The sequence below is a fragment of the Streptomyces mirabilis genome (genome assembly GCF_039503195.1).
GTDB classification, from domain to species: domain Bacteria; phylum Actinomycetota; class Actinomycetes; order Streptomycetales; family Streptomycetaceae; genus Streptomyces; species Streptomyces mirabilis_D.
In genome coordinates this window covers 3,294,380-3,306,947 of the sequence record NZ_JBCJKP010000001.1, presented here as the reverse complement: position 1 = coordinate 3,306,947, position 12,568 = coordinate 3,294,380, and the positions used below count along the sequence as shown (strand labels likewise).

The window sequence follows — 12,568 nt, the reverse complement described above, 5'->3', positions numbered from 1 at the left end:
GAGGGGGGAGGCGGCTTGGGGGCTTGGCATGCGTCCTACGGTCCTTGGGTTTTGAGTTGAGAACAAGTGAAGTGTTTTGCACGCACTGTTAAGGTGTGCTTCATGCTTGATGTGCGGCGTATGCAGGTGCTGCGGGCTGTGGTCAGCAGCGGGTCGGTGACGGCGGCCGCGGCGGATCTGGGGTACACGCCGTCCGCCGTCAGTCAGCAGATCGGGGCGCTGGAGAAGCAGGCGGGGACCGAGCTCCTGGAGCGGGTCGGGCGCGGGGTGCGGCCCACCGCGGCGGGGCTGCTGCTGACCGAGTACGCGGACGCCATCGGCCGGCAGGTCGCCGAGGCGGAGACCGCCCTCGCGGATCTGCGGGCGGGGCGGACGGGGCGGCTCGCGGTGCGGTACTTCGCCACGGCCGGGGCCGCGCTGGTCGCTCCCGCCGTCGCGCGGTTTCGGCGTGAGCACCCCGGCGTACGGGTGGAGCTGAAGCTGATCGATGTGGAGGATCCGCTGCCCGACGTGAAGGAGGGGCGGGCGGATCTCGCCCTCGTGGTGCGGGCCGACGGAACCGGTCCCGAGGGCATACGGCTCGTACGTCTGCTCGACGATCCGTACCGGGTCGTGCTGCCCAGGGGGCATCGCCTCGCGGGGCGGCGGCTGCTCGAACTGGCGGAGCTGGCGGATGAGGCGTGGGTCGGGAGCGAGTGGCCGGGGCCCTGTCTCGACGCCCAGCTGGACGCCTGTGCGGCTGCCGGGTTCAGGCCCTCGTTCGCGGTGCAGAGCGAGGACTACGCCACCGCTCAGGGATTCGTGGCGGCCGGGCTCGGAGTGAGTCTGGTTCCCCGGCTCGGGCTGGGGAGCCGGCACCCTGGCGTGGTGGTGCGGAAGGTGCGCGCTCCTGAGCCGGTGCGGGTCCTCCACGCGGCGGTGCGGGAGGCGGGTCCCGGCGCGGCCGAACGGCCGGCGTTGCGCGGACTGCTGGACGCGCTCCGTGGCGCGGCCCACCCCGACCGGTGACGGCTCATGCCGACCCCCGGAGGCCGGTGTCGTGGTCGTCCTCGGCGGGCTCCAGGCGCTGGAGGGTCGCGAGACGGGACGTATCGCACCGGCGGACGGCGAACGGGCCCGTCGGTCACCGACGGGCCCGTTCGACGACAGCTCCGGGTGTCAGGTCTCCAGCGGCACCAGGGGCGCGCCACGCGTCCCGGGAACCCAGCGGGGCAGGGCGTAGGGCAGAGCGCCGTACCAGAGGCGGGCGACCGTGAAGCCGAAGGCCAGGCACAGCATGCCGCCCACCGCGTCCAGCCAGAAGTGGTTGGCGGTGGAGACGATGACCAGCAGCGTGGCCGCCGGATAGAGCAGGCCCAGGACGCGCACCCACGGCACCGAGGCCAGGGCGAAGATGGTCAGACCGCACCACAGGGACCAGCCGATGTGCATCGACGGCATCGCGGCGTACTGGTTCGACATGTGCTTGAGGTCCCCGGAGGCCATGGAACCCCACGTGTGGTGGACGACCACCGTGTCGACGAAGTCGCCGCCGTTCATCAGGCGGGGCGGGGCCAGCGGGAAGAAGTAGTAGCCGAGCAGGGCCACCGCAGTGGTGGCGAAGAGCGCGAGGCGCGCCGCCGCGTACCGGCCGGGGTGGCTGCGATAGAGCCACACCAGGACACCGAGCGTCACGACGAAGTGCAGCGTCGCGTAGTAGTAGTTCATCCCGATGATCAGCCATGTCACCGAGTTCACGGCGTGGTTGACCGACTGCTCGACGGCGATTCCGAGATGGTGCTCCACGCGCCACAGCCAGTCGGCGTTGCGCAGCGCCTCCTGCTTCTGCTCGGGCACGGCGTTGCGGATCAGTGAGTACGTCCAGTAACTCACGGCGATGAGCAGGATCTCGAACCAGAAGCGGGGGCGACGCGGGGTGCGCAGCCGGCGCACGAACGCCTTCCCCGCGTTCTCCTCCGCGACGGGGCGTGGAGCGGCCCGGTCCTGGCCTTCCAGTGTCGTCACGGTCGTCTCACCCATAGGCACAAAGTCTGCCAGAAAAGCGTTCCGCGACCGATCATCCCTTGGTTGGGTCCTGGCCGCACGTTCTACGACAGGAGGAGTCCTACGCGCAACGTAGGTGCTCCTCCTTAGGGACGATTCCGGTCCCCAGGGGCCGAAGCGGTCGAACCGCGCACCACCAGCTCCGGCATGAACACGAATTCACTGTGCGGCGCGGGTGTTCCACCGATCTCCTCCAGCAACGTCCGCACGGCTGCCTGCCCCATGGCCGGGACCGGCTTGCGGATCGTCGTCAGGGGTGGGTCGGTGAAGGCGATCAGAGGGGAGTCGTCGAAGCCGACGACCGATATGTCCTTCGGCACCTCCAGGCCCCGCTGCCGCGCCGCCCTTATCGCGCCGAGGGCCATCATGTCGCTCGCGCAGACCACCGCCGTGCACCCCCGGTCCATCAGGGCGGTGGCCGCGGCCTGACCGCCCTCCAGGGTGTACAACGAGTGCTGGACCAGTCGCTCCTCGATGTCGGCCGGGCTCAGCCCCAACTGCTCCTGCATCGTGCGTACGAAGCCCTCGATCTTCCGCTGCACGGGCACGAACCGCTTCGGACCCAGGGCGAGTCCGATGTTGGTGTGCCCGAGCGAGACGAGGTGCGTGACCGCGAGGGCCATCGCCGCGCGGTCGTCCGGGGAGATGAAGGGCGCCTGGACCTTCGGCGAGAAACCGTCGACCAGGACGAACGGGACGCCCTGGGCGCGCAGCTGCTCGTAGCGCTGCATGTCCGCCGAGGTGTCGGCGTGCAGACCGGAGACGAAGATGATGCCGGCGACGCCCCGGTCCACCAGCATCTCCGTCAGCTCGTCCTCGGTGGAGCCGCCCGGCGTCTGGGTGGCGAGGACCGGGGTGTAGCCCTGGCGGGTCAGGGCCTGGCCGATGACCTGCGCCAGGGCCGGGAATATGGGGTTCTCCAGCTCCGGGGTGATCAGGCCCACCAGTCCCTCGCTGCGCTGCCGCAGTCGGACCGGGCGCTCGTAGCCCAGGACGTCGAGCGCGGCCAGAACGGACTGGCGGGTGGTCGCGGCGACGCCCGGCTTCCCGTTCAGGACGCGGCTGACAGTCGCCTCGCTGACCCCCGCCTGGGCTGCGATGTCGGCAAGCCGTGTGGTCACAGGGTTGGACTGTACCGGTCGCATCTCAGACTGCCCACCAGACCGTTGAATCCGCGGGCAGTTCGGTCGTTTCGGTACCCGGCTCGACGTTCGCGCTGGCGAGCAGCAGGGTGCCCGGGGTGGGCAGCGGGAGGGGGGTCGCGGTGAGGTTCACCGTGCAGACGAAGGAGCCCTCGGCGGTGTCCCGGCGGAAGGCGAGGACCCCGTCGGGCGTCGACAGCCAGGTCACCTGGCGGCCCGCGCCGAGCGCCGGGTGCTCGCGGCGCACGGCGAGCGCGCTGCGGTAGAACTCCAGCGTCGAGGTGGGGTCGCCCTCCTGTGCCTCGACCGTGAGGTTCTTCCAGGAGGCCGGCTGCGGCAGCCAGCTCGGGCCGCCCTCGACGGGGCCGAAGCCGAACGGCGCGACCTCGCCGGACCACGGCAGCGGCACCCGGCAGCCGTCGCGGGTGCCGTCCTGGCCCGCGCTGCGGAAGAACGCCGGGTCCTGGCGGACCTCGTCGGGCAGGTCGACGACCTCGGGCAGCCCGAGCTCCTCGCCCTGGTAGAGGTACGCCGAGCCGGGCAGCGCCAGCATGAGCAGGGTCGCCGCCCGGGCCCGGCGCAGACCACGCGCCTCGTTCCCTTCCGCGAGACGCGTGGAGTGCCGTACCACGTCGTGGTTGGAGAGGACCCAGGTCGCGGGCGCGTGTACGGCGTTCATGGCGCCGAGCGAGCGGTCGATGACCTCGCGCAGGTCCGCCGAGTTCCAACCGGTGGTCAGGTAGGAGAAGTTGAAGGCCTGGTGCAGCTCGTCCGGGCGCAGGTACAGCGCGCTGCGCTCGACGGTCGGCGTCCACGCCTCCGCCACCGCGATGCGCTCGCCGGTGTACTCGTCGAGGATCCGCCGCCAGCTGCGGTAGATCTCGTGCACGCCGTCCTGGTCGAAGTACGGCACGGCCTCGGTGCCGAGCAGCTTGACCTGCTCGTCGTGGCCGATGTCGGGCAGACCCGCCGCCTTGACGAGGCCGTGGGCGACGTCGATGCGGAAGCCGTCGATGCCGAGGTCCAGCCAGAAGCGCAGGATGGAGCGGAACTCGTCGTGGACCGCCGGGTGGTCCCAGTTGAAGTCGGGCTGCTCGGGCGCGAACAGGTGCAGGTACCACTCGCCGTCCTCGACGCGCGTCCAGGCAGGCCCGCCGAAGATGGACTCCCAGTCGTTGGGGGGAAGTTCGCCGTTCTTCCCCTTGCCGGGACGGAAGTGGAAGCGCTCCCGGATCGGCGAACCCGGGCCCTCGCGCAGCGCCTGCTTGAACCACTCGTGCTGGTCCGAGCAGTGGTTGGGCACCAGGTCGACGATCACCCGCAGTCCCAGGCCGTGCGCGTCCCGCACCAGGTCGTCGGCGTCCGTGAGGTTGCCGAACATCGGGTCCACCGCGCGGTAGTCGGCCACGTCGTAGCCCGCGTCCGCCTGTGGGGAGGCGTAGAAGGGGGACAGCCACACCGCGTCGACGCCGAGTTCCTTCAGGTACGGGAGCCGGGCCCGGACGCCGGGCAGGTCACCCATGCCGTCGCCGTTGCCGTCCGCGAAGCTGCGCGGATAGACCTGGTAGATGACCGCGTCGCGCCACCACTCCCGACGCCCGGAGGCGGCGGAGGAGGCGTCGGTGGGGAGTGCGTCGGTGACGTGCTGGGTCATGGATTCCCTTAGGGGTGCGGGGGGAACGACGGAGGCGCTTGCTGAGTACGAGGGGTCCGCTAAGTGCGGGCGGGCCGTCAGGATTTCGTGCCTCCGGCCGTCAGACCGGAGACCAGGCTGCGCTGCACCAGCATGAAGACGAGGGCCGCCGGAAGGGTGATGATGATCGCCGTGGCCGAGGTCCACGCCCAGTCGGGCCGCTGGTCCTGCGCGAAGGTGCGGATGCCGACGGCGAGCGTGTAGTGGTCGGACTGCATGAACTGCGTGGCGTACGCGACCTCGCCCCAGGCGGTGAGGAAGCTGTAGAACGCGGTCACGGCGAGGCCCGGCTTGGCCAGCGGCACGATCAGCCGCCAGAACGTGCCGAACGGGGTGAGCCCGTCGACCCGGCCCGCCTCGTCTATCTCCTTGGGGATGGTGTCGAAGTACCCCTTCATCATCCAGGCGCAGAACGGCACCGCCGTCGTCGCGTACGCCAGGATCAGACCGAGGTAGTTGTCCAGCAGGTTCAGCTCGGACATAAGGAGATACAGCGGCACGATCAGCACGATACTGGGGAACATCTGCGTGACCAGGAAGGTCCACATCAGCTGCCGGCTGCCGGGGAACTTCATCCGGGACACCGCGTATCCGGCGGTCGCCGCGAGGAAGACGCCGAGCACGGTGGTGCCGCCCGCCACGACGACGGTGTTCAGGAACCACTTCGGCAGGTCCGTCTGGGACAGCACATCGCTGTAGTTGTGCAGGCTGAGGTGCGAGAACACCTCGCTCGGCTGTTGCCAGGCGTTCTTCGGGCCGAGTGAGATGAACAGGATCCACATCACCGGGAAGGCCGCGATCACCGTGGCGACGATCAGCGTGCCGTGCAGGGCGATCGAGGAGCCGAGGCTGCGCTCCTCGCGGCCGCGCACCTTGCGGGGGGTGGCCACGGCGGACCGGCCGGCGGTGGCGGTCGCGGAGGACTCGTGGGTTGCTGCGGTCATGGCGAGGGCTCCTTACGCCTGCTCGGACTTCAGGGTGCTGCGGCGGTAGAAGGTCGAGAAGGCCAGCAGGAGGGCGAGGATGATGATCCCGTACGTCGCCGCGCCCGCGTAGTCCGAGATGCCGGTGAACGCCTTGCGGAAGGCGAAGGTGACGAGGATGTCGGCGTCGCCGCTCGTGTTGTTGCCCAGCAGCAGATAGATGACGTTGAACATGTTGAACGTCCAGATGCAGCCGAGCAGGATCACGGTGTTCGACACCGGGCGCAGACCGGGCAGCGTCACGTTGACGAAGCGCTGCCAGGGGAGGCGCCGTCCATCTCGGCGGCCTCGTACAGCTCCTTGGGGATGGACTGGAGTCCGCCGAGCACCGCGACCATGTTGAAGGGGATGCCGATCCAGACGTTCACCATGACGACGGCGATCTTCTGGGCGAGTGGGGTGCCGAGCCAGTCCTGGGCCGGCAGGCCGAGCGCGGTGATGATCTCGTTGAAGACGCCGTACTGGGAGTTGAGCATCAGGCGCCAGGCGAAGACGCCGATGAACGAGGGGACGGCCCAGGGCAGGATCAGCATGGCGCGGTAGAAACCGCGGAAGCGGACCTTGCGGTTGAGCAGCACCGCGAGGCCCATGCCGATGCCCACCTGGAGGGTCACGCAGGACACCGTCCAGATGACCGTCCACAGCAGGCGCGGGTAGAAGTCGCTGTCCGCGCCCGACAGCACGTGCCAGTAGTTGTCGAGGCCGACGAACTTGTAGGTGGCCGGGCGGTGGAAGGCGCCGATGGTGGACGCCACGTTCGACTCGTTGGCGTCGGTCAGCGACTGGTAGATGCCGTACCCGAGCGGATACAGGACGAGGACGGTGAGGACGATGGCGACCGGGGTCACCATGGCCCAGGCGTACCAGTACTTGTCCCAGGACCGCCGGAGCGCCGAAACGCGTGGGGGGCGCGCGGCGTTCTTGCCGGGCGCGGGCAGGTCGGTCTTCTCGGTGCTCGCTGCGGTCGTCATCCTCATCGGCTCTTTCGCGGCGGAAATGCGGAGGTCTGGGGCTCGGGAGATCTGGTGACCCGGGGTCCGTGGCCCCGTGGACCCGTGGGTCTGGTGGATCCGGGGTTCGGTGGGCTCGGGGTCCGTGGGCCGGTGGGCCCGGATCCAGGGATCCGGTGGGTGCGGGGTTCAGGGTCCGGTGGACCAGGGATCCGGGACCCGGGATCTGGTCAACCCCTGGGGCCAGTGCCCCGGGGGTCTGGTGGGTCCGGGGTCCGATGGCCAGGGGTCTGGTGGGTCCGGGGTCCGGTGGGTCCGGTGATCCTGGGGGAACCGGTGACCGCAGCCCCGGGGGAGCCCCGTTCGGGGCGGCAGCGGGGAAAACGTTCCCCGGGGCTGCGCGTTCTTCGGTTACCGGTGGATCAGGGGTTGCCCGGTCAGCCGATGGTGTAGCCGGGCAGGAGCTTCTGGAACTCCTTGGCGGTGGCGTCGAGACCGGCCTTGACGTCCTCGCTGCCCTGCAGGATCTTCACGTAGTTCTGCGCGAGCGGCGTGAAGAGCGAGCCGACCTGCGGCAGCGCGACGCGCGGACGGGCGGTCTGCTCCAGGATCGGCTTGAAGCCGGCGATCTTGGCGTCGGACGTGACCTCGGCCGTGTACGCCGACTTGCGGGTCGGTAGCGTGCCGGTGCCCTTGGCGATCTCGACCTGGCTGTCGGTCGAGGTCATGAACTGGGTGAAGAGGTACCCGGCGTCCAGGTTCTTGGAGCCCTGGTAGACCGCGAGGTTGTGACCGCCGGTCGGCGCCTGGGCCTTGCCACCGGGGCCGGCCGGGACGGGCGCGTAGCCGAGGTTGCTCTCCTTGCCCTTGAAGGCGCTGCCGGCCAGGTCCTCGCTGACCGACCAGGGCCCCTGGACCAGCATGGCGACCTTGCCGGTCTTGAACGCCGTCTGCATGTTCTGGTAGGCGTTGGCGTAGTCGACCTTCATCGACGCCTCGTCCTGGATCTTCTTCGCCGTGGTGATCGCGGTGACGGCGTTGGCGTCGGAGATGGTGATCTTCTTGGCCGAGGTGTCGGCCATGTCCGCGTTGTTGCTGTAGAGCAGCGGGAGCAGGAAGTACGAGTCGGGGTTCAGGTAGGTGCCGTACGCCCCGGTCTTCTTCTTGATCGTCTTCGAGTCGGCGATGAACTCGTCCCAGGTGGTCGGCGGCTGCGCGATGCCGGCCTTCTTCAGGAGGTCCTTGTTGTAGAGGAGACCCAGGGTGTCGGTGACCGAGGGGACGCCGTACGTCTTGCCGTTGTACTTGGTGGTGTTCAGCGGGCCCGAGTTGAAGTCCGAGGTGTCCTTCAGCGCGCTCGTGCCGTCGAGGGGGGCGATGTAACCGAGCGAGGCGTACTCGGCCATCAGACCGACGTCGGTGCGGACGACGTCCGGGGCGCCCTTGCCACTCTTCGCCGCCGACTTGAACTTCTGCTCGACGTCGCTGAACGGGACGCTCTGGTAGTTCACCTTGATCTTCGGGTACTTGGCCTCGAACTTCTTGATGAGAGCCTTGTACGTCGGGGCTTCGGTCGCCGCGTCCGATGTGTCCCAGTACGTGATCGTCCCGGAAATGTCGCCGGCGGCCTTCGGCTTGCTCGACGAGTTGCCGTCGGAACCACCACAGGCAGTCGCGCTCAGCGCGATGACGGTCACCGCGGCGGCGATCGATATGCCACGTCGCATATGAACTCCTAGAAGAGGGTTTGCCCGGATCTTCCCTTGGGAGGACCGCGGGTGCCGTCTGTCCCATCGACGGCCGCCGGGCTGGGGAGGAAACTAACAGCGCTGCAAGTCCTTGCGAAAGACGTTGCAAGGAAATTTCCGCAAGATCCCTCAAGCGTGACGTTCCCGTTACCGCAAGGTGTCGCAAAGAGGTCGCAAAAAGGAAAGCGCCGTATCGGGTATGTCCGATACGGCGCTTTCGGTACGGGTTCCCGCGGGGGTCCCACGGACTCCGTACGGCCTTCTGTGCAGGCTTCCGCGCGGCTCGCGGAAGCCGCTCAGCAACTGGTCTTGCCCGCGTACAGCGCCAGCGCCGTGTTCGCGCCGAGGGTCGCCGTGAACTGCCCGGAGCCGTTCACCGTGACGCTGGTGTTGTTCTGGACATTGCAGTACGTCCCCGCCGCGAGGGATGTCTGATAGGTCCGGGTCAGCGAGCCCGACTCGTGGTTGATGGCGACGTACCCCTTGGCGCCGCGGCCGAAGGCGATCGCGTCGTTTCCGTCGTCCCACCAGTCGGTGACCGACTGGCCCCGGGTGGCGTTGCGGAAGGCGACCATCGACTTGATCTCCGGCCAGGCGTGCTGGCACTTCCAGCCGTCCTGCCAGCAGGCGTTGACCGTGCCGCCGCCCGGCGGGCCGGCGTCCACGTCCGACCACTCGTAGCCGGAGTTGATGTCCGGGGCGCCGTACGGGTAGGCGAGCATGAAGACGTTGGCGAGGGTGTAGTTCGCCCCGTCCTTGTAGTTGAGCGTCGAGCCGTTGCGCTCGGTGTCGTGGTTGTCGACGAACACGCCCGCGACGGAGCTGCTCATATAGCCCCAGCCCTCGCCGTAGTTCTTGAGGTAGGCGAGGTTCTCGTTGTTGAAGACCCGCTTGAGGTCGTAGGCGTACCGGAACTCCTGCACGTCGCCGTTGCCGGTGTACTCGGTCGGCTGGACCGCCTCCCCGGCGCCGTAGATGACCTCCTGCTTCCAGTACACCGACGGATTGGTCAGCCGCGACTTGATGTTGGCGAGATCGGTCGCCGGGATGTGCTTGGCCGCGTCGATGCGGAAGCCGTCCACGCCGTACCCGAGCAGGCTGTTCATGTATCCGGCGATGGCCTTGCGGACGTACTCCTCGCCGGTGTCCAGGTCGGCGAGCCCGACGAGCTCGCAGTTCTGCACGTTCGCGCGGTTGGTGTAGTCGCTGACCGTCGCCGTGCAGTCGTCCATGTCGTACGAGGAGTACAGGCCCGGATAGTTGTACTTCGTGTACGAAGAGCCGCCGGTACCGGTGCCGGAACCCGCTGCCATGTGGTTGACGACCGTGTCCGCCACGACCTTCACGCCGGCCGCGTGACAGGTGTTGATCATGTTCTGGAAGGCGGTCGCGTCACCGAGCCGCCCGGCGATCCTGTAACTCACGGGCTGGTACGAGGTCCACCACTGCGAGCCCTGTATGTGCTCGGCGGGTGGCGAGACCTGGACGTAGCCGTAACCGGCCGGGCCCAGCGTGTTGGTGCATTCCTTGGCGACCGAGTCGAACTTCCACTCGAACAGAACGGCGGTGACGTCCTTCGTGCCCGGCGGGGAAGCCGCCGCGACACCCGGGGGGAGGGCCACCGAGACCGCCAGGCCCGCCGCGAGGGCGAACGAGGCGGCAAGTGTCTTCCTGGCCATGTTTCTTGCCATGTGGGTGCTCCTGCACTTCGTCGTGCGGGTGGGGGGAACGGAAGCTATCCGTTGGTTCAGGTTTCAGCAAGATGTCGAAAGAACTTCCAACACGTGTATTGACGGGGCCCCTTGACCGCGCCCACTCTCGCACCGCGGTCAACTTGCCTCCCCAGCAACCCAGTTGACCACGTTCCCGCACCTCCGTCCCCCGCAAGGAGTTGCCGTCATGCGCTGGATCAGATCACGGGTGTTACCCCTGGCCACAGCCGGACTGCTGGCCCTCGGCGGAGCCGCCGCGCTGCCCGCCCCGGCCGCCCACGCCGCCGTCTCCGACACCGGCATCCCCAACGGCGATGTGATCGCCAACCTGTGGGAGTGGAACTGGAAGTCGGTCGCCGCCGAGTGCACGAACGTGCTCGACCCGGCCGGCTACGGGGCGGTCCAGGTCGCCCCGCCCGCGGAGTCGTTGAAACAGACGAACTACTACTGGTGGGACGTCTACCAGCCCTACGCCTACAACCTGAACAGCCGCTTCGGCACCGCGGCCCAGTTCAAGACCATGGTCGACACGTGTCACGCGGCCGGCATCAAAGTCTACACGGACGCCGTGATCAACCACACCGCCGCCCAGACCGGCACCGGCTACAACGGCACGGTCGTCACCAACAAGTACGACACCCCCGACTACGACCCCGCCGACAGCGACGACTGCACGAAGACGATCTCCAACTGGTCCGACCGGTACGAGGTCCAGCACTGCGAACTGCTCGGCCTGCCCGACCTGGACACCGCCGAGAGCGGCGTCCGCACGAAGATCACCGGCTTCCTCAACCAGCAGATCGACCTGGGTGTCGACGGCTTCCGTGTCGACGCGGCCAAGCACATCGACGCCGCCGACCTGAGCGCCATCGTCTCCGGACTGCACACCACGACCTCCGGCGCGGCGCCGTACATCACCCAGGAGATCTACCCCGGCACCCCGCCCGCGCAGGACGAGTACTACGGCACCGGTGACGTCCTCGACTTCACCTTCGCCGCGCAGATGAAGTCCCAGTTCCAGGGCGACATCGCCAACCTGTCGAGTTTCGGCAGCAGTTGGGGTCTGACGGCCGAGGCGAACTCCAACACCTTCGTCACCAACCACGACACCGAGCGCAACGGCTACTCGCTCAGCTACAAGGACGGCGACACCGCGGTCCTCGCCAACGTCTTCCAGCTGGCCCGCGGCTACGGCCGCCCGTCCGTCTACTCCGGCTGGACCTTCAGCCAGAGCGACGAGGCCCCGCCGAACTCCGCCGGTTTCGTCACCGACACCAACTGCGCGAGCGGCTGGTACTGCCTCGACCGCAACACCGCGGTCTCCGGCATGATCGGCTGGCACAACGCGGCGAGCGGCTACGCGGTCGCCAACTGGCAGTCCCCGTCCTCGAACGTCATCGGCTTCGGCAGGGGTGGCGCGGGCTTCGTCGCCCTCAACAACAGCTCCGGCGCCAGCACGCACACGTACACGACGGGCCTGGCCGACGGAACGTACCCGAACGTGATCGACGGTGGCGCGACCACCGTCACCGTCGCGGGCGGCAAGGCCTCCCTGACCGTGCCCGCGAAGTCGGCGGTCGCCTTCTACGACCCGAACTACATCTGCACGGTGAACTGCGGCGGAGGCAGTGGGGGCGCAGGCGGCGGTGGTTCCACCAGCGTCACCGCGACCTTCGACGCGTACGCCTCCACCACCACCGGCTCCGATGTGTACGTGGTCGGTTCGGTCGCCGCGCTCGGCAGCTGGAACACGGCGAACGCGGTGAAGCTGTCGTCGTCGGGCTACCCGATCTGGAAGGCCGACGTCTCCGTCCCGGCGAGCACGAGCATCGAGTACAAGTACATGAAGAAGGACTCGTCCGGAAACGTCACGTGGGAGTCCAACGCCAACCGGTCGCTCACGACGGGTACTTCGGCGGTCGAGGTCGACAACTCCTGGAACGTGGCCGACGCCGACGCGACGGACGTGACCTTCGGAGTCGACGCCACCACCGACTACGGCACCAACGTGTACGTCGTCGGTTCCATCCCCTCTCTCGGCTCCTGGAACACCACCGACGCCGTCCCGCTGTCCTCGGCGTCGTACCCGTACTGGGGCCGACTGGTCATCGTGCCCAAGTCGACGTCGTTCGCGTACAAGTACATCAAGAAGGACTCCTCCGGAAACGTGACGTGGGAGTCCGGCGCCAACCGCGCCTACAGCACCGGCGCGGGAACGGGTTACGGCGTCAGCGACACCTGGCACTGAAAGTTCTTGCTCAGAGTTTCAAGACTCTTGCTGTAAGGCTTGCGTGGGC

General features: G+C 68.2%; 8 protein-coding genes and 1 pseudogene. 2 read left to right on the top strand and 7 right to left on the bottom strand.

Annotated elements, in window-relative coordinates; all coding sequences use genetic code 11:
• Positions 1-102 precede the first annotated feature (102 nt).
• Positions 103-1,008, top strand: coding sequence for a LysR family transcriptional regulator (locus tag AAFF41_RS15600; protein ID WP_319743570.1), 906 nt, complete (start codon positions 103-105; stop codon positions 1,006-1,008).
• Between the two features lie 150 nt (positions 1,009-1,158).
• Here AAFF41_RS15600 and AAFF41_RS15595 read toward each other — a convergent pair whose 3' ends face one another.
• The 7 genes and pseudogenes from AAFF41_RS15595 to AAFF41_RS15565 all read right to left on the bottom strand — a co-directional run bounded on the left by AAFF41_RS15595 (position 1,159) and on the right by AAFF41_RS15565 (position 10,238).
• Positions 1,159-2,019, bottom strand: a complete 861-nt coding sequence (locus AAFF41_RS15595; RefSeq protein WP_319743569.1) for a phosphatase PAP2 family protein — start codon at positions 2,017-2,019, stop codon at positions 1,159-1,161.
• A 110-nt stretch (positions 2,020-2,129) separates the two neighbouring features.
• On the bottom strand, positions 2,130-3,164 hold the full coding sequence (locus AAFF41_RS15590) for a LacI family DNA-binding transcriptional regulator (RefSeq protein ID WP_054230823.1): 1,035 nt from the start codon (positions 3,162-3,164) through the stop codon (positions 2,130-2,132).
• A gap of 25 nt (positions 3,165-3,189) precedes the next feature.
• Complete coding sequence (locus tag AAFF41_RS15585) at positions 3,190-4,839, bottom strand: glycoside hydrolase family 13 protein (protein WP_343324090.1); 1,650 nt, start codon at positions 4,837-4,839, stop codon at positions 3,190-3,192.
• Positions 4,840-4,916: 77 nt separating this feature from the next.
• Positions 4,917-5,822: a sugar ABC transporter permease gene (locus AAFF41_RS15580; protein WP_054230821.1), complete on the bottom strand. Its 906-nt coding sequence runs from the start codon at positions 5,820-5,822 to the stop codon at positions 4,917-4,919.
• 12 nt (positions 5,823-5,834) lie between these two features.
• A pseudogene (locus AAFF41_RS15575) lies at positions 5,835-6,832 on the bottom strand (carbohydrate ABC transporter permease).
• 416 nt (positions 6,833-7,248) lie between these two features.
• Positions 7,249-8,538, bottom strand: coding sequence for an extracellular solute-binding protein (locus AAFF41_RS15570; RefSeq protein ID WP_319743565.1), 1,290 nt, complete (start codon positions 8,536-8,538; stop codon positions 7,249-7,251).
• 317 nt (positions 8,539-8,855) lie between these two features.
• Positions 8,856-10,238: an alpha-amylase gene (locus AAFF41_RS15565; protein WP_343326292.1), complete on the bottom strand. Its 1,383-nt coding sequence runs from the start codon at positions 10,236-10,238 to the stop codon at positions 8,856-8,858.
• A gap of 220 nt (positions 10,239-10,458) precedes the next feature.
• Between AAFF41_RS15565 and AAFF41_RS15560 the strand changes: the two genes are divergently transcribed.
• The gene (locus AAFF41_RS15560; protein WP_343324089.1) at positions 10,459-12,519 is read left to right on the top strand and encodes a carbohydrate-binding module family 20 domain-containing protein; all 2,061 of its coding nucleotides are present in this window, start codon (positions 10,459-10,461) and stop codon (positions 12,517-12,519) included.
• Positions 12,520-12,568: the final 49 nt, after the last annotated feature.

Coding starts and splice junctions, on each gene's coding strand:
- AAFF41_RS15600 (WP_319743570.1), top strand. CDS start 103: ATGCTTGATGTGCGGCGTATGCAGGTGCTGCGGGCTGTGGTCAGCAGC.
- AAFF41_RS15595 (WP_319743569.1), bottom strand. CDS start 2,019: ATGGGTGAGACGACCGTGACGACACTGGAAGGCCAGGACCGGGCCGCT.
- AAFF41_RS15585 (WP_343324090.1), bottom strand. CDS start 4,839: ATGACCCAGCACGTCACCGACGCACTCCCCACCGACGCCTCCTCCGCC.
- AAFF41_RS15580 (WP_054230821.1), bottom strand. CDS start 5,822: ATGACCGCAGCAACCCACGAGTCCTCCGCGACCGCCACCGCCGGCCGG.
- AAFF41_RS15570 (WP_319743565.1), bottom strand. CDS start 8,538: ATGCGACGTGGCATATCGATCGCCGCCGCGGTGACCGTCATCGCGCTG.
- AAFF41_RS15565 (WP_343326292.1), bottom strand. CDS start 10,238: ATGGCCAGGAAGACACTTGCCGCCTCGTTCGCCCTCGCGGCGGGCCTG.
- AAFF41_RS15560 (WP_343324089.1), top strand. CDS start 10,459: ATGCGCTGGATCAGATCACGGGTGTTACCCCTGGCCACAGCCGGACTG.